Below are 18,074 nucleotides of genomic sequence, written 5' to 3' on the forward strand. Positions count from 1 at the left end.
GGGAACGGAATCGATTCTGAAGAAGCGATAGCGTTCGCCTTTGTCTCCGAATTTTAACAGTTAACAATATAATCGAAAAAATTTGGAGACAACAGCGATCGGAAGAACGATCCGTACCCGGAACGACCGCTCTGAGCAGTGTAATCAGCTCAATTAATCCCAAATAATTTCCAATGAACAGCCTACATTTTTAACATTGCGTTTACAAAACAATGATTTTGAGATGACATACCGACACTACAATGATTAAAGAGTTGATGGTGAACAAACAAATTCACAAAACGCCATCACCAAATTGGGGGAGGAAAACAAAACTATGTTTAAAAAGTTGCCGTTTATTTTGATGACCTTAACGTTCGTACTGGTACTCGCAGCATGTGGATCGAAAAATGACGCTGGTACAGAGGGTGCTGCAAGCAATGGATCAGGCGAAGCTGCTACTGAACTTAGTGGTAACATTCTAGCTGTCGGATCAACAGCATTGCTACCTCTGGTAGAACAAGCTGGACAGAAATTTATGGCAGTTGATGAATATAAGAACGTAACGGTTCAAGTGCAAGGTGGCGGTAGTGGTACAGGTCTGACACAAGTATCCGACGGACAAGCTACAATCGGTAACTCTGATGTATTTGCTGAAGAGAAGCTGGAAGACGAAGCTAAAGTAAAAGAATTGGTTGATCATCAAGTAGCCGTTGTCGCTATGGCGCCAGTTAGCAACAAAGATACAGGTGTAACCGATTTAACTAAGCAACAGCTTGTCGACATTTTCTCCGGTAAAGTGACCAACTGGAAAGAAGTTGGCGGTGCGGATCTGAAGATCGTTATTGTGAACCGTCCGAGCAGTTCAGGTACACGCGCCACTTTTGAAAAATATGCTCTCGGTGCAAAAATGGATGATATCCCAGGTTCAATCCAAGAAGATTCTTCTGGTAACGTAACTAAACTGGTATCCGAAACACCAGGCGCTATCGGTTACTTGGCACTGTCTTACCTGAATGACAGCCTGCAAGTATTGAAATACGAAGGTGTAGAAGCAACGGTTGAGAACGTAGAAGCAGGAACATATCCGGTATGGGCTTACGAGCACATGTACACAAAAGGTGAGCCGGATGCAGCAACAAAAGCATTCCTGGATTACATCTTGAGTGATGAAATTCAACAAAACGATGTAACAGAGCTTGGATACATTCCAATGTCTGGCATGAAAGTAAAACGCGATGCAGCAGGTAACGTGATTCAATAATCTTTGAACTTGCGCATACAGCGAAAGAGGCGGACTTAGGTCCCGCCTCTTTACGCGGTTTGCTCTGATGTAATCCCACATTTTGCATTAATTCTACTATAGAAGGATGGTTGTTATGGAACAGACCGAAGGGGGAACGGTGATGAAGAATAAGTTGAAACCTCGCCGGCCCTTGAAAGAGAAGCACTACTGGGAAGAGTGGACGGGACGGATCTATACGTCGATTTGTGTCGTTTTCCTTATCGTTGTTATGTTTTCCATCGTTTATTTTGTAGCGTCCAAAGGCTTATCTACATTTTTCACAAATGGAATAAGCGTAAGTGAATTTCTTGGCGGAAAAACGTGGAATCCAACGGGGGAACCTGCATTCTATGGAGCATTGCCGTTCATTACCGGATCTTTCATTACAACCTTACTTGCAGCGTTGATTGCAAGTCCACTTGGCCTGTGCGCAGCACTCTTCATGACAGAGATTGTACCGGGTAAAGGAAAAAAAATATTGCAGCCTGCGATTGAGCTTTTGTCCGGAATCCCGTCCGTGGTTTACGGATTTATCGGTCTCAGTGTTATCGTACCTTTGCTGCGTAGTATCTTTGGTGGAACAGGTGTAGGGATTGCAGCCGGATGTCTTGTTCTTGCTGTAATGATTCTTCCTACGGTGACAAGTATAATGGCGGATGCACTATCTGCATTGCCAAAAGGGTTACGTGAATCTTCATACGCTTTGGGTGCTACCCGCTGGCAAACGATCTACCGCGTTATTATTCCAACGACATTGCCCGCTTTGTTAACAGGTGTTGTACTAGGGATGGCTCGTGCGTTTGGTGAAGCGCTGGCTGTGCAGATGGTTATCGGTAACGCACCACATGTACCGACGTCCCTGCTTGAATCCGCTTCAACCTTAACAAGTGTTATCACGCTAAGTATGGGTAACACAACAATGAACTCGGTTCATAATAATGCGCTCTGGAGTATGGCACTGGTATTGCTCGTAATGACCTTTGTATTCGTTATTCTGGTTCGCTTGCTTGAAAGGAGGAACCGGGTATGAAGATGAAGGCCAAAACAGTAGATAAAATTGCGACATACGTCATCGTCGTATTAGCATTATTCATCGTTGTATTGTTGCTTGGATTACTTGGGTTTATTTTGGCAAGGGGGATCGGCCAGGTGAACTGGCATTTCCTGACCAGCGCACCGCAACTGCTCAAAGGTGGAGGCGGTATTGGACCACAACTCTTCAACTCGATATTCTTGCTTGTGTTAACACTCATTATTACCATTCCGCTCGGTTGGGGCGGAGGAATATATATGGCGGAATATGCCAAACCAGGACGGATCACAAGCTTCATTCGTTTAGTTGTTGAGGTATTGTCCTCCTTCCCGTCGATCGTTATCGGTTTGTTCGGACTTTTACTCATTGTAAATACATTCGGCTTAGGCTTCTCCTTGATCTCGGGTGCGTTAGCCCTTGCTATTTTCAATTTACCGCTTATGGTGCGTACAACGGAGCAAGCCTTCCGTGCAGTTCCTAAGGAACAGAAGGAAGCTGGATTGGCACTTGGATTGTCCAAGTGGAAGATCATCACATCCATCTTGCTGCCTGTAGCTCTACCGAGCTTGATTACGGGTACCATTCTCGCTTCTGGCCGGATCTTTGGTGAAGCGGCTGCCCTCATGTTTACAGCAGGGATGAGTAGTCCGCCGCTGGATTTCACAGATTGGAATCCTACGAGCCCTAGATCACCGCTCAATCCATTCCGTCCAGCAGAGACGCTGGCCGTTCATATCTGGAAAGTTAACAGTGAAGGCATTGGCCCAGATTCCAAGGAAGTTGCAGCAGGTGCATCCGCAGTCCTTGTCATTCTCGTGCTGGCTTTCAATCTAAGTGCACGCTGGATCGGTCGGGTTGTATACCGTCGCATGACAGCTTCGAAATAAGGAGGAATCCCACATGGCCATACCTTTTGGTACGGAACAGTTAAGCATATATTATGGGCATTTCCAGGCGGTTAAACAGATTAGTCTGGCATTCCCTGAAGCGAGCGTGACGGCCCTTATTGGTCCGTCAGGTTGCGGTAAATCGACGTTCCTTCGTTCGTTGAATCGAATGAATGATGAGATCGCCGGATCTCGTACAGAAGGTCATATCTGGATGGACGGTAATGACCTGAACGAGCCGGGTACAGATGTAATCAAGCTTCGCCAGAAGATCGGCATGGTGTGGCAGAAGCCCAATCCATTCCATAAGTCTATTTATAACAATATCGCGTTTGGCCCCCGCTATCGCGGTACGAAGAGTAAAAAGGCATTGGATGAGATTGTGGAAAAAAGCCTGCGCCGTGCAGCCCTTTGGGATGAAGTGAAGGACAGACTTAACGAGTCGGCCTTGTCACTATCTGGTGGACAACAACAGCGTCTGTGTATCGCACGCGCACTGTCGGTTGACCCGCAGATTTTGCTGCTTGATGAGCCGGCATCTGCACTTGACCCGGTATCTACGGGTAAAGTGGAGGAATTAATTTCCGAACTGAAGAAGGATCTACGGATCGTTATTGTAACGCACAACATGCAGCAAGCAGCACGGATCTCAGATTTTACCGCGTATTTCTATTTGGGCAGCATGATTGAACACGGGAATACAGAGCATATTTTTACTAACCCGGACAATCGCCTGACACAGGAATACATTATGGGACGTTTCGGTTAATGACAACTGGAGTGGTTGGAGAACATCGGAACTAACGTTGGATAGAACATATAGAGAAATAAGAGGGCATAATTCTTGGGCGAACGCGCCAGGGGTTATGCTCTCTTTTACATCTATAGGATAGATATCTTCAATAATTCAAGTAAATATAATATGGGAAAGTTTGCCACAGTCAAAACAATCATGCTACGATAATAAGCTGGAAGAGGGGCATCTTTACCAGTGAGGACTTTGGCCTGATTCGGAAAACGTTCGAGAATGGCAGTATCTTCTTGAATTATATATGTATAACACAGAGATGAAGACATCACGACAACGTGCGTCAACCAATGTAATTGGGGCGTCCTGAACTCAGGAGGCTCTTTTTGCGTACGTATTGTTTCATATATTGAAGAACGCAATTATGAAGAAAGTATAAACTCTGCGGAGAGGTATATGGATTTCGCTACAATACAGTCATGAGAGGATGAAACAGCGATGAGAGACAATGTGAACATATTGCTGGTGGAGGATGATCCGGAAATCGCCCGCATTTTGATGGACCATCTTCGGCGTGAGGGATATGGAGTGACTTGGGCTTCGAGCGGTCTGGAGAGCTGGGAAGATTTCAGGGAGGGAACGTATCAAATGGTCTTGCTGGATCTGATGCTGCCGGAGATGGACGGGTTCACGGTATGTAAAAATATCCGCCTGATCAGCGACATTCCGCTGCTTATGATGAGTGCGCGCATCGAAGAAGAGAGTAAGGTCAGGGGTCTCGGTCTGGGCGCTGACGATTATATTACCAAGCCGTTCAGCCTGGCAGAACTTACAGCCCGCATTAAATCCCACTTGAGCAGATATCGCAGATACCAGGGTGTCAAGCCGGAATCGACCCATCAACAATACAACGACGAGTTGTCGATCGACCCATTCAATCAACAGGTCCAGATTCGTGGGGAAGATGTCGTACTGACAAGCAAGGAGTGGGCTTTACTCACGCTACTATCCTCTCATCCAGGCCGTGCATTCACCAAAGCTGAGCTGTATGAACATGTGTGGAATCAGCCAGTTGCGGGAAGCTCGGGTACGGTTACCGTCCATGTAAAGAGCTTGCGAGCCAAGCTGGGTGACGAACCTCATCAACCACGCTGGATTCAGACTGTGTGGGGCAGCGGATACCGATTTATAGGAGAGATAGTGGAATGAAGCTGAAGTACTGGTTGATGATTGCCTTTCTTATTGTGATGCTGCTCCCTGTCGCTGCAGGATGGGCACTAATTTCCCTGTACAACTACCATAGCGACCAGCGCTCCGTAGCGGAATATATAGAGTTATCCGGACGGCTGGCTCCCATTGAGCAGAGGTTATCTGACCCGGGTCTGTATCGGCTGCAATCTTCGGATGCCTATGCTTCGCTCTCTGGACTGGCTAGTGATCAAGTGAACGTAGACCTCTATTTACCTTCAGGTATCCGGGTGTACACATCCGGCGGGGATGCCTTGTCTGCTGGAGCCTATACCGTCAGGGGTTCGGAGCTATATCGCAATTTGTACGACATGCAGATTCGTCATCGTACGTTTACGCTGAAAAAGCCAGTATGGGAAAAAGGCAAGCTGATTGGGATATACGAGATTACCATGCTTCGCAGAGAGTGGCTGGAAGGCATCTCGATTCGGACAACCTGGGTCATTGGGTTCGCCGGTGTTTTCTTTATCCTATTATATGGCACGGTGCTCTGGCTGCTATCCAGAAAGCTTTTTCGTCCGATGAGACATCTGATGGATCGAATGCATGCATTTGCGCGAGGGGAAATTCCCATGGATGACGGACCGGCGGCACGTCGGGATGAAATGGGTATGCTGCTAGAGCAATTCGATGCGATGCAGGAGAAAGTCAGGCAGACTCAGACAGAGGTGGAGAAGGAACAAAAAGAGAAAGAGCTCATGGTCGCTTCGCTGTCTCATGATCTGAAGACTCCATTAATGTCCATCAGTGCCTATGCGGAGGCACTTAGTGTTGGCACTCCACTAGAACCTTCAGAGAGACGGGACTACCGGGATGTGTTGTTTGGTAATGTGAACCGGATGAAGCACATGATTGGTGAACTTGAAATGTATACGGCGCTGGGCTCCAGTGAATTGGAGATGGCCATGGTTGAGGTAGAAGGAGAGGAGTTCTTCGATATGCTTCTCGGAAGTTATGGGGGACTCGTCGAGCATGGACAGATTGATGTGAAAACGGTTGTCCGCACAGACCGCCTCTACTGGCTCCATCCCGAGCAACTGATGCGTCTGACAGATAATTTGATTAACAATGCACTGCGTCACACAAGTACAAACGGTGTGGTGGGCCTGGGTGTTATTGCTTCAGATCAGCAGCTTCCAGAATGGATCATATCAACACTGGTGTTGGAGCTAGATAACTTCAGAACGGGATCAACATTAATTCTGGTGCAAAATGAAGGGCCTGCTATTCCCGAAGAACAGCTGAATCGTATTTTTGAACCTTATGTTCAACATCAGAACCAGGAAGAGAAGGCGTACGCGGGCAGTTCGGGTCTGGGATTAAGCATAGCCAAACGGATTGCCATCAAGCATGGAGGTGAGATGCGCATGTGGTCGGCAGAAGGATTAGGTACGCTGGCTGTATGCCGATTGCCTGAGATGTAAAGCCCTTAAACGAAATGAGAGAGGATGAATGACAATGATGAAAAAAGGATGGATGATGCTCGGTACAGCCCTACTTGCAGGGTCACTGCTCGGAGGTTGCGCGGAGAAGGATCTGGTTGGCCTGTCAGGAGATGAGATGATCGAGAAAGTTGTCCATGCAGAAACGAAACCTGCCTCATACTATGCCGAAGGTGTAATGAAAATGTGGTCGGATGACAAATTGAGTCACACGATGCACATAAAGGAATGGGTCGATGGAGAGACAGGACGTAAGCGCACAGAAACAGAGGAGAATGGCAATATCAGCTACGCGGTCAATGACGGAACGAACATTACCATTTACGAAAAAGAGACGGGCACGGCGTATTCAATGAACGTATCTGCCATGGGACAACAGCCTGAACAGACTCAAAAACAGATGCTGGTGAATCAGCTGGAAAGGTTGCGGAATTCCCATGATGTGGATATGATGGGACAGGAAGAACTTCATGAACAGGGAGTCATTCACATTAAGCTGACGCCAAAAGAAGAGGGTACCTTATCCATTTCCTCCGAGTACTGGGTAGACCCTAAAACATGGATGATTGTTAAAGTCATCAGCACATATGGTGATGAAAAGTCAGAAATGGTCTATGATCCGATACAATATGATCCGGAATTTTCTGAGGATACGTTCGTGATTGACATCCCCAAGGAAGTCGATGTGAAGGATCTGAACGATCTGACCCAGAGTTCGGAAGTGAGTCTGGAAGAAGCTGAGCAAGCTTTGGGACAACCCTTTTTGCAGGATCTGAACGGTGAGTTGGAGCTATCACGGATTGAGATGTATTCATCAAGCGGAGCGTTCGGCAGGAATGAAGTGACCTTGTATTACATTAACAACGATAAGGTTGAAGTGAGTCTAACGGTATTCAATGCGCCGGATGAAAATGTTGATAATACACTGCTGCCCGATGAATCCAAGGTGGAAGTTCGGGGTACCGAGGGTTCGTATATGAAGAGCATACGAAACATATCATGGACTGAGAATGGATTGCGTTACTCCATTATGGGTGAGAACGAAGAATGGACGATGGAGAGGCTTCAGGCTTGGGCGAAAGAACTGAAGCTTTCAAATTAGATTTAATTTGAATTGTAGGAGAGTGTGAGTCACGCAATGGATAACACAGAGCTTAACAACAGAGAACTGCGGCGTCTCCACCCAAAAGTCAAACAAGCTACAGCCCTGACGACCCTTATGGTCAATGGGCTGTTGACTCTTTTGGCCATTGGATATCTGATTGTCGCATGGGCTAGAGATTGGACGTTGTGGCCAGGCTGGGCTGCACTAGGGCTGTTCATCGTGTCTTTCATGTGGTTTGGCTGGGCTCTGCCAGCTCTTCAATATCGTTATTTCAGTTTCCGAGTTGCTGAGGATGAGCTTGAAATTCATTCCGGCTGGCTGTGGATCACCGATACGATTGTGCCTATGACACGTGTGCAGCAGGTAGAGTTGGAGAGCGGCCCGTTGCTGCGTAAATATGGATTAGCCAAGGTTAGCATCGTTACTGCGGCAGCAACACTTGTCATCGCTGGTCTGGAGCGGGAGGAAGCGGAGCAACTCAAACGAAATATCGGGCATTTAGCCAAGGTGGAAGATCGCGATGAATGACATGAGTGAACTGAGGCATCTACACAAAAGTTACATTTTATTTCCCTTATTCAGTGTCCTGAAATCGTTACTACCGTTCTTCATTCTATTGGTACTCAAAAGGCTTAATTGGAGCGCAATTCCCTGGTATCTCTACGCAGGAGGAATCGCGGTAGTATTGCTGCCCTCTCTTCTATATGGCTGGCTGAAATGGCGGAAATTCAGCTATACCTTGCAAGAGGATCGTATTGTGCTACGGCGGGGGATGTTTGTACGGGAAGAGAGATCTATCTATTTCAGCCGGATCCATGCTGTACAGACACAACAGCCTCTAATTCAGCGAATGCTTCGAATCGCACAGCTTAAGATTGAGACGCCCGGTGGCAGTAAAGAGGCGGATGGTGTGTTACCGGCGCTCCGTGTTGATGAAGCGAAGCGAGTGGAGCGGTGGTTGTATCAGAAGCGGAGTGAGGCTGTGGTGAAAGAACCTGCTGCGGTCACACCCGGACAACAGATGGAGACTTCTGATACCGAGATAGGAATCCATGGTGAGTATGCCGGAATTGAAGGTGAGCCGGGTACAGAATCAGGTTTAGCTCATCAGCCGGGTGCAGATTCTAGACCAAGCAGGGTGGAACGCTTAGAAGTTCCAGAGTCTGTTGAAACGGAAGTGCCTGTGCAGCAGGAACCGCTGCTACGATTGTCGGCGGGTAGACTGTTCGTGGGGGCATTAACAACCATGAATCTGCCGCTTCTTCTCGTTTTTGCTACAGGGACCTATTCCTTCGCAGATGATTTGTTACCAGATCATTTTTATCGACGTCTAGTGGAGGAAGCGGGGAGTTTGCCGGCCATATGGTGGCTGGGTCTTATTCCTCTCATGTTTCTACTCGCTTGGATTCTATCAGCGGTGTTATTTACAATTAAGTATGCTGGGTTCACGGTAGAACGCGAGGGTGGGAATATCTCCATTGTCTCGGGTCTGCTGGAACGCAAAAAGCATGTGTTTTCACCTACCAAGGTGCAGGCAGTAGCTATTCGAGAAGGACTGCTGCGTCAACCGTTCGGGTATGCGGAGGTTGAGATTTATGTACTGACTTCTGAGAAGGAGAAAAAAATGATGCTTCACCCGCTGCTACCCATGCGTGAGGTGAACGAACTGCTTGCAAGCATCGTGCCACAATATGAATTACAAGCAGATATAGCGAAGCCGCCGTCACGGGCGCTCTGGTTGTTTCTCCGTTGGAAACTGCTGATTGCCATGCTGGTTGGAGTCGCTGGAACGATATATTTTGGCATGGTGGGTATGGGGTTATTCCTACTGCTGCCTGTGTTCGGTTGGTGGGGATATGCACGCTACAAGGATGAAGGGCTGAACATATATGGGAAGCAGTTGTTGATCCGCCATCGGCAGATCTCCCGTTTAACCGTGTTAATGCGCCGCCCCCATGTGGTTACGGTGAATGCCATAGCAACATCCCGTCAACGTGCTAGGTCATTGCTAACCGTAGAGGCAACATTGATGGTAAACCGTGGCGGCTGGAAGGCTACCTTCTTGGATCAAGCTCATGCAGTTGCCGTCCAGAATTGGATGCATCAAGCTGCTCAACACGCTGTACGCAGTAAGCCGTGACTAATCAACGAATAGGTACTTCTTCTTTCTATTAAAAGTCGAGGGGGAAACGACAGATGGAGAACAGCCAGGGGCGGGTAGAGCAGCCTGGTAACAAGCCTGGTGGTTGGAAGCATGCTGGACTGTTATTGGGTGGGGTTGGCATATCCAATCTGGGTGATTTCATCTACATTGTGGCTATCAACCTGATGGTGTTGAACATGACGCAATCTCCAGCGGCTGTAGCGGGGTTATGGATCATCTCGCCAATCGCTTCAGTATGCACCAAGTTCTGGTCAGGCAGTGTTATTGACCGCTACGATCAACGCCAGTTGATGATTGGTGCGGATATCGTGCGGGCATTGCTGGTAGCCACACTTCCCTTATTTTCAAATCTATGGATGATGTATGCTGTGATGTTTCTAATTAGTATGTCATCCTCAATATTTGTACCCTCTTCCCAGGTGTACATTACTCGGCTGGTACCGGCTGAGCGGCGCAAACGATTCAATTCGTTGCAGGCACTCATTAGCTCAGGAGCTTTTATTACAGGGCCTGCTGTGGCTGGCGTATTATTGTTCTATTTATCCCCTGCAGCGGCGATCTACGTGAATAGTGTTTCGTTTGCCGTGTCCGCACTGATTCTTATGCTGTTACCGAAACTGGGTATAGGTGAGCAGAGTGGTGGGAAGTCGAGATTGTCACCACGGATCATCGCTCAGGACTGGCAAGCCGTGCTGAGGTTTAGTCGCAAGAGCGGTTACGTTGTCGGGATATACGTCATATTTCAGATTGTTCTCGTCATTGGCATGTCGCTGGATGCGCAGGAAGTTGTGTTTATTCGTCAGGTGATGAACTTGTCTGAATCTCAATATGGGGCATTGATGAGTGTTACCGGCATCGGTTATCTAGTCGGTTCGTTGCTTGTCACCCTGCTCGCCAAACATATTCCGATCCGTCATATGATGGGGATTGGCGTGCTTATGGTCTCGCTTGGTTATTTCCTATTTGCACGCTCGTTTTCCTTCGAGCTGGCAGCGTTCGCATTTATCCTGCTTGGATTGTGTTCGGCACTTGCCAACACAGGTCTGGTCACCTTTTACCAAAATAATATTCCAGTAGATCTCATGGGCAGGATGAGCAGTGTCATTGGACTGATGCTGAGCGCGCTTCAGGTAGCTTCTATTTTGATTGCAGGGGTAGTGGCAGAGTATCTATCTCTTCGTCTGGTGTATACGGTTGTCTCGGCGGCGATGATGTTAGTGGCACTTATCTTATGGATTACCAGTTTGCTTCCTTCAAGAAGTTCGTATTATCAAGAGGCTGTAACAAAGAGTGCGACGATGAAGTAGGTTAGACCGAAGCTGGGAACGAACTGCATAAGTGAGATAGCTCGCCAAGAAAGAAAGAAAGAAAGTAAGTAAGTAAGTAAGTAAGTTGGAGCAGGGGTGTGTCATATGGGGTGTTTCGGAGAGAAGTTTGCCTGAATACCCGAAACTTAGGACACACCTGAACATACATAGAATTAACAACAGAGATGCAGATAAATGAGCAGGTTGAATACCGATGTGACAAAAGTTCACAGTAGTTAACGCTTACATGTGGTGGGGAACCAACAAATCGTTAAGTTTATTGACATGAAACTTCCGGTCGATTAATCTTAATGAGTAAGATTATGTTTTCGTCGGATGACTAAATGTTTTTTAATTTTAATACAGCGAATGATAACGAGCGGGAGAGACCTGGGCGAGCTGAGTAAGATGGCCTGCGATCAGGCACCGAAGGAGCAAGCTGCCTGCGCACCCGGCGCGGCGGTTAATCTCTCAGGTAAATGTACCATCGTTGGACGCAACTCTGGAGAGTGCGCATGATGCGCCACCCAAGGGGTATATGATTAAACAGCCTGGTACAGTATGTGTAAGAACAAGGCATGCACTGTATCGAATGAACGCTGTTGATCATGAAACTCTCAGGTATCGAGGACAGAGAGAGGGCTTAAGGCCTTCTTCTGTCCTTTTTTGATGTCATCATTCAGTAATAATGGAACATTATGGTTGAGTATCTGGATGGACATGACGAATACAAATGGAGGGTTTTTGGATGCGTTTTAAAGATGTTTTCTCAATTATTGGTCCGTCGATGACAGGGCCTTCAAGTTCACATACGGCTGGAGCGGCGAGGCTCGGCAGAATAGCTCGTCAGTGGTTGGGTTGCACGCCAGAGCGCGCCCGGCTGACATTATACGGATCGTTTGCCGATACGTATCAAGGGCACGGCACAGATCTTGCTCTAATTGGTGGATTGCTTGATTATGCGACAGACGATCCGCGAATACCGGATGCTGAAGAGTATGCAGAACAGGCGGGTATGGAGGTTGAGTTTTTCACAAGTGGCTTGCCTGCTCCCCATCCCAATACGGTCAAAATTGAGTTGTGGCAAGGTGACCGTGAATGCTCATTGATCGGTGCGTCCATTGGCGGCGGCAGTGTGTCTGTGCATGCCTTGAATGATTTTCGCGTCCAGATCAGCGGGGAGTTCCCAACATTGGTGCTGCGTCATGCTGACAAAGCAGGGGTGCTCGCATCTGTCACGTCTACGATTAGCTCCTCAGGCGTGAACATCGGCTATATGCAGGTAGACCGGAAAGCTCGGGATGGTGAAGCTTTGACTGCAATGGAGATGGATGGAGCACCAGACCCGGATATGTTAAGCCGCTTGAAGTCGCTGGATCATGTGCTGGATATTCGTGTAATAGATTTGAAGAAGGGAGTGAGTCCAGATGCGATTTAAGCATTTGCATGAACTGAATACGATCTGCACGGCTGAATCCAAGACTATTGCTCAGTTGATGATTGAAGAACAAGTCCAAGAGACGAATACGCCGGAAGCGGATGTTGTGCAACAGATGTCTGAATATTATCAGGTGATGAAGGAAGCGGTTCATAAAGGGCTGAATGAAGATACGGTGTCCCGTAGTGGTCTGACCGGTGGAGACGGTAAGAGGATGGCGGAATACATTCGTAAAGGGGAGACTTGCTCAGGTGATGCTTCGGCTCTTGCAATGGCATACGCCCTGTGTGTCTCTGAAGTCAATGCATCTATGGGGCGAATTGTCGCTACCCCGACAGCGGGTTCGTGCGGCATCATCCCGGGTGTGTTCATCAGTTCCCAAGAGCGTTTTGGCTGGAGTGACGAGCACCTGGTCTACGGACTGTTCTGCGCTGGAGCGATCGGTTATGTAATTGCGAACAATTCGTTTATCTCCGGTGCTGAGGGTGGCTGTCAGGCTGAGGTAGGTTCTGCGATTGGTATGGCGGCAGGTGCTATGGTGGAGTTACGTGGAGGCACGCCGGAGCAGGTCGTTCATGCGGTTGGTTTGGCGTTGAAAAATACACTCGGTCTCATCTGCGATCCAGTCGCAGGACTCGTCGAAATTCCTTGCATCGTCCGTAACGGACTAGGAGCCGTAACCGCTCTAGCCGCTGCTGATATGGCGCTTGCCGGAGTACGTAGTGCCATTCCGTCAGATGAAGTCATTGATGTCATGCTTGAAGTAGGTAGTGCTATGCCAAGCAGGCACCGGGAGACAGCTCAGGGGGGACTGGCTCAGACCCCGACAGGTCGGAAAATGATGGAGAAGCTTGCTAAACCGAAGGCAAAACGTGCACCGGAACCAGAGTTAGAAACAGACGGGGAAGCGGATTCTGCTTCAGAATAACATAGGAAGAGGCGCCTAGCAGCGTAGTAACCTTCTGCTGGCGCCTCTTTGGCGTACATGGGTTCGAAACGAAAAGCTGGCATAAGGGTAGTGTTGTACTGTGTCTAATTCGTACCGTGTGCCAATTGTAGCATCCGCCCCGTGCCGAGTGCTGACATCATGCAAGGCTTCTGGATGAAGCTTCGCACGAACTTCATATTATTCCAGAGCCAGGCTTAACACCGCATATCCGTAAGCAGGAAGCTCGATCGCAAGTATCCCATCCTCCAGCGCGATTCGGTGCTTCTCGCCAAACAGCTCATTCCAATCATCTGTATCCGTCTCCAGCTCAACGATGGCAGTTTCTTCTGAGCGATTGAACAGGATTAGAATGCGTTCTTCTTCATTCTGACGTTCCATGACAAGCTGGCTACCGCCTTCGCGGGCTTGTAGGAATCGGATGGTACCGTCTGCGCGTAGAGCGGGATGAGCATGACGGAGTGCAATAAGTTTTTGATAAAAGTCGAACAGTTCGCGGTCTTGCTTCGCCTCATCCCACTCCATACATTTGCGACAATCAGGGTCATGATCACCGTCTAGCCCAATCTCGTCTCCGTAATAGATACATGGCGCACCCATAAAACTGAATTGGAATAACGCAGCCAGCTTCATCTTCCGTTGATCCCCTTCACAGAGAGTGAGCAAGCGGGGCGTGTCGTGGCTGTCTAACAAGTTAAAAGCGACCTCGCTCGCCTGATGAGGATAGCGTGATAATTGACGACCAATGGAATTGGCAAATTGCTCAGCATGCATTGTATTTTTGACAAAGAAATGATTGACCGCTTCGGTAAACGGATAATTCATCGATGCATCGAACTGATCGCCCTGCAGCCAAGCAGACGATTCGTTCCACACTTCGCCCAGGATGTAGGCTTCCGGATTGGCAGCCTTCACGACACGGCGGAAATCTCGCCAGAAGGCATCATCTACTTCATCAGCGACATCGAGCCGCCAGCCATCGGCGCCAACCTCTTTGATCCAATACTCGGCAACCTCCAGCAGATAGGCTTTCACCTCAGGATTCTCTGTATTCAGCTTCGGCATGTGGGCTTCGAAGCCAAAGGTCTCATAAGTGGGAATGCCGTCCTTCACATCCAACGGAAATTCATGAACGTGGAACCAGTCCTTATACTTGGATTCTGCTCCGTTCTGCTGTACATCGACGAATGGTGCAAATGTCTTCCCAGCATGGTTGAACACTGCGTCTAGAATGACACGAATCTCACGATCATGGCACAGCTGTACAAGCCGTTTAATGGTCTCTGCATCTCCAAAGTGCCGGTCTACCCGCATATAATCTTCGGTATCGTATTTATGATTGGTTGTCGCTTCGAAGATTGGCGTAAAATAAATCGCATTAATGCCAAGCTCGCTGAGATAATCGAGATGGTCAATGACGCCCTGTAGATCACCGCCGAAGAAATTAAATGGTGTCGGTTCTCCGCCCCAAGGCTCCACCTCCTCTGGATTAAGTTCAGCATTGCCATTCGCGAAGCGTTCGGGGAAGATCTGATAAAAGACAGCATCTTTCACCCAAGCAGGTGGCGTAAATACAGCACCTTCATGAATGTAGGGGAACTGAAACATTCGCCCCGGCTCATCCGGCTCTTCCTCTTGGAAGTCGGTTTCGGTCATCCAGATTTGTTCCGTTCCACTTTTGAGGAGGAAAGCATATTTCAGACGGTGATAAGGAGGGCGTACTTGCCCTTCGTAATAATCAAACATCGAATCCGACGTATACTTTGTTAGAGGAATTAATTCTTTCGTTTGTTCCCAAGCGTATTTGTCCCCAGTCAAGGCGTGTACCTCGGTGAGATCATTCTTTTTGGCGCGTAGACGCAAGCGAACAGTATCCTTGTCATAGGCGTAGGCCCAATTGCGTTTCGGTTGATGATAGATAGCTTCCAGCAGCATAGTAAGTATCCTCCCGTCGTAACACACAGCGTATGTTGGCATGTTGGATCGTAATCCCTCGAATGTGGCCGACTACTCTACATGATGCAGAGCACCACGTGCTTATGTAACATTTCCCAGATGAGTGATTAGGTTATAATGGAATGTAGAGGGGTCGCAGTACCCCGATGTCATGCGTTTGTATTGATTGAATACAACAAGCTTGCCCTAATCGTGCAGGTTCAAAAAGTAGGCATGTTGAACATTCTTTAATATGCTTCAAATATATATTTAACCCAAAGGGTAAAGAAGGGAAACGAATCGAGCGTATGAAGCAGAAACTATTATACATTGAAGATGAAGTCGAAATTGCGTCATGGGTTAGAGCAGATCTAGAAGAACGTGAATATGAAGTAATCTGGCTGGAAAGTGGTGAAGGTGCAACGGAGGCGGCCAAAGGCTGCTCTCTAATTATCCTTGACGTCATGCTTCCGGGTCTGGATGGATTTACGGTAGGACAGCGACTCAAAAAAGAACATCCTACCATTCCGATTGTGATGCTCTCGGCCAGAACGTCGATTGACGATAAGTTGCACGGGCTTGATTTTGCCGATGATTATGTCACGAAGCCCTTTCATCCGGATGAACTAGCAGCTAGAATCGAAGTCCAACTACGTAAGGCTGGGACGAATATTGCTGCGGATGAAGTTGTGAAACTTGATCATCTGTCGATCTATGAGAAGGATAACCGGATTGTGAATGAGCTTACGCAAGAGGAAGTCATTCTATCTGGGAAACAGTTTCATATCTTTGCGTACCTGCTCCGGCACATGGGCATGATTCGAACGAAGGAGCAGATCTATGAAGCAGTCTGGAATGAGTCTTATCTGGATGGGGACAAAACGTTAATGGTACATATTCGTCATCTGCGTGAGAAATTGGAGCGTGATCCAGCTAATCCGACCATCATTCAGACGATCCGTGGTGTCGGTTACCGCGTGAAGAAGCCATGACGTGGCGATTAAGCTCACGTAAGGTCAAGAAGCAACAAGAGCAGAAGTCTGTGAAAAAGAAAAAGCTCCGTTTCGGACGATCTTTAATGTCCCGTTATATGTTTCTTATTTTGGCAGCCATTTTATTCGTGCCTGTCGTTCTTCCAATCACATCTATTATTTATGTGGTTGTGGTGAACAACAGCTCTAACAATGATGCACCGTATGGTGACGTTAACCACATTAGCAACCTCTGGTCTAAAGAAGCGATGAAATTAGGTGATGCCACTTCAACCGAGGTTGATCAACGGATCAAGCAGCTACACAAGAAGTATCCGAAGTCTTCCATGTATCGCGTGGATGAACGTGGGGATACGGTTTTTATGTTAGTCGGTGAGGGAGTAACGCTGTCAGAAGTGTCGGCGGGCAATATGGTCATGAAGACGCTGAGATGGACGATGGATGACGAGAAGACCATCGTGACGCAAGTGCCAACGGTGTGGGATGCGGCGAGTACGTTGCAATTTATGAAGGAAGCGACGTATCGAGATCCGCTCACGGTGGTTTCTTTTATAGAAGGCGGCGATCAGGATAAGGGGAAAGGTTTCATGGTGATTGAGGTTCCTCGGTACTTGATGCAGAAACAACAAAATAACTGGCCGATGGAGCTCCTATACTTAGGATTATTCATGGGCATCATCTTTCTGTTCTTCATTCTGATGTCGATTCTCTTCTTCGCTCGCATTCGCAAACGGTTAGTCCGCTTACAGACGGCAATGATGGCACCGGGCAAGGAAGGCATCCCGCTACCTGTCGATATCCGAAGAGAGGACGAGATTGGTCATCTGGAAGAGTCATTCAATGATATGGTACGTCAGCTTACGGATAGCCGACAGCGGGAGAGAGAAGAAGAGCAACTGCGTAAACGTCTCATTGCAGGTCTTTCCCACGATCTTCGTACACCTTTGACAGTTATTCGAGGACATATGCATGCTCTGCACAAAGAGGAGCTAAGTCATACGGGCAATAGTTCATTACTGCGAATGGAAGCCAAGATGGAGGATCTGGGTGGACTTATCGACAACATGTTATCTTACAACTTGCTGACGAGTGGAAAGTATACATTGAAGCTGGCGGAGAAGGATATGCTGCGGATTGTTAGGGAGGCGGCTGCGGCATGGTATCCAGTATGGGAAAAGGAACAGTTTGATATCGACATTGATCTACCGGACGAGCCTCTACTCTGGCAGGTAGATGAACAAGGCGTGCGTCGTATCCTCGACAATCTGTTTCAGAACATTATTCGTTATGCGGCAACCGGCAAATATATTGGCATCTCGACAGAGCAGATTCAAGGACAGACGGCTCTGCTTATTCAGGATCATGGCCCGGGCATGCTAGAGGATACAGGAACGAAGGGAACAGGGCTTGGTCTATCCATCGTTGATCTGCTGGTTCGTGAGATGGGCCTTCGCAAGAAAGTGGACAGTTCAGCCCAAGGGGTTCGAATCTATCTATATAGCGGTACAGGAGTGAAAGGCGACAAGACTCATTTTTAAACTAAACTTAAACTTCAGATAACGTTG

15 protein-coding genes and 2 riboswitches are annotated in these 18,074 nt (G+C 47.9%); of the genes, 14 read left to right on the top strand and 1 reads right to left on the bottom strand.

All coding sequences use genetic code 11. The annotated features are described in order from the left end of the window. Positions 1-316 precede the first annotated feature (316 nt). From ASD24_RS29320 to sdaAA, 12 genes are all read left to right on the top strand, one after another. The gene (locus ASD24_RS29320; protein ID WP_056703895.1) at positions 317-1,243 is read left to right on the top strand and encodes a phosphate ABC transporter substrate-binding protein; all 927 of its coding nucleotides are present in this window, start codon (positions 317-319) and stop codon (positions 1,241-1,243) included. Positions 1,244-1,358: 115 nt separating this feature from the next. After that, positions 1,359-2,294 (top strand): phosphate ABC transporter permease subunit PstC, encoded by a 936-nt coding sequence (gene pstC, locus ASD24_RS29325; protein WP_056703898.1) that lies wholly within the window; start codon positions 1,359-1,361, stop codon positions 2,292-2,294. A 2-nt stretch (positions 2,295-2,296) separates the two neighbouring features. Continuing rightward, positions 2,297-3,184 carry a phosphate ABC transporter permease PstA gene (gene pstA, locus ASD24_RS29330; protein ID WP_056704177.1) on the top strand — a complete coding sequence of 296 codons (888 nt, stop codon included), beginning with the start codon at positions 2,297-2,299 and terminating at the stop codon, positions 3,182-3,184. A gap of 13 nt (positions 3,185-3,197) precedes the next feature. Further along, on the top strand, positions 3,198-3,953 hold the full coding sequence (gene pstB / locus ASD24_RS29335) for a phosphate ABC transporter ATP-binding protein PstB (protein ID WP_056703901.1): 756 nt from the start codon (positions 3,198-3,200) through the stop codon (positions 3,951-3,953). A 477-nt stretch (positions 3,954-4,430) separates the two neighbouring features. Beyond that, positions 4,431-5,141, top strand: a complete 711-nt coding sequence (locus ASD24_RS29340) for a response regulator transcription factor (RefSeq protein WP_056703904.1) — start codon at positions 4,431-4,433, stop codon at positions 5,139-5,141. Continuing rightward, positions 5,138-6,604 carry a sensor histidine kinase gene (locus ASD24_RS29345; RefSeq protein WP_056703906.1) on the top strand — a complete coding sequence of 489 codons (1,467 nt, stop codon included), beginning with the start codon at positions 5,138-5,140 and terminating at the stop codon, positions 6,602-6,604. Before ASD24_RS29340 ends, ASD24_RS29345 begins: the two co-directional genes overlap by 4 nt. Before the next feature lie 34 nt (positions 6,605-6,638). Beyond that, the gene (locus tag ASD24_RS29350) at positions 6,639-7,724 is read left to right on the top strand and encodes a LolA family protein (protein WP_056703908.1); all 1,086 of its coding nucleotides are present in this window, start codon (positions 6,639-6,641) and stop codon (positions 7,722-7,724) included. 36 nt (positions 7,725-7,760) lie between these two features. Then, positions 7,761-8,255: a PH domain-containing protein gene (locus ASD24_RS29355; RefSeq protein WP_056703912.1), complete on the top strand. Its 495-nt coding sequence runs from the start codon at positions 7,761-7,763 to the stop codon at positions 8,253-8,255. Beyond that, complete coding sequence (locus ASD24_RS29360) at positions 8,248-9,867, top strand: PH domain-containing protein (RefSeq protein ID WP_056703914.1); 1,620 nt, start codon at positions 8,248-8,250, stop codon at positions 9,865-9,867. Before ASD24_RS29355 ends, ASD24_RS29360 begins: the two co-directional genes overlap by 8 nt. A 56-nt stretch (positions 9,868-9,923) precedes the next feature. Continuing rightward, positions 9,924-11,198 carry an MFS transporter gene (locus ASD24_RS29365; protein WP_056703916.1) on the top strand — a complete coding sequence of 425 codons (1,275 nt, stop codon included), beginning with the start codon at positions 9,924-9,926 and terminating at the stop codon, positions 11,196-11,198. A gap of 370 nt (positions 11,199-11,568) precedes the next feature. Continuing rightward, positions 11,569-11,694, top strand: a riboswitch (glycine riboswitch). 4 nt (positions 11,695-11,698) lie between these two features. Beyond that, a riboswitch (glycine riboswitch) is annotated at positions 11,699-11,834 on the top strand. A 112-nt stretch (positions 11,835-11,946) separates the two neighbouring features. Then, the gene (sdaAB, locus tag ASD24_RS29370) at positions 11,947-12,636 is read left to right on the top strand and encodes an L-serine ammonia-lyase, iron-sulfur-dependent subunit beta (RefSeq protein WP_056703919.1); all 690 of its coding nucleotides are present in this window, start codon (positions 11,947-11,949) and stop codon (positions 12,634-12,636) included. Continuing rightward, the gene (sdaAA, locus tag ASD24_RS29375) at positions 12,626-13,564 is read left to right on the top strand and encodes an L-serine ammonia-lyase, iron-sulfur-dependent, subunit alpha (protein ID WP_056703921.1); all 939 of its coding nucleotides are present in this window, start codon (positions 12,626-12,628) and stop codon (positions 13,562-13,564) included. The genes sdaAB and sdaAA overlap by 11 nt, the downstream gene beginning before the upstream one ends. A 198-nt stretch (positions 13,565-13,762) precedes the next feature. Here the strand turns inward: sdaAA and ASD24_RS29380 are convergent, their stop codons facing one another. Beyond that, positions 13,763-15,517, bottom strand: coding sequence for an alpha-glycosidase (locus ASD24_RS29380; protein WP_056703924.1), 1,755 nt, complete (start codon positions 15,515-15,517; stop codon positions 13,763-13,765). A 308-nt stretch (positions 15,518-15,825) separates the two neighbouring features. On the opposite strand from ASD24_RS29380, the gene ASD24_RS29385 reads away from it, so the two are divergent. After that, a complete protein-coding gene (locus tag ASD24_RS29385; RefSeq protein ID WP_056703927.1) occupies positions 15,826-16,509 on the top strand; it encodes a response regulator transcription factor in 684 nt (227 codons plus the stop codon). Next, positions 16,506-18,047 carry a HAMP domain-containing sensor histidine kinase gene (locus ASD24_RS29390; RefSeq protein ID WP_056703929.1) on the top strand — a complete coding sequence of 514 codons (1,542 nt, stop codon included), beginning with the start codon at positions 16,506-16,508 and terminating at the stop codon, positions 18,045-18,047. The genes ASD24_RS29385 and ASD24_RS29390 overlap by 4 nt, the downstream gene beginning before the upstream one ends. Positions 18,048-18,074: the final 27 nt, after the last annotated feature.

This window comes from Paenibacillus sp. Root52 (genome assembly GCF_001426865.1).
Lineage (GTDB): Bacteria > Bacillota > Bacilli > Paenibacillales > Paenibacillaceae > Paenibacillus.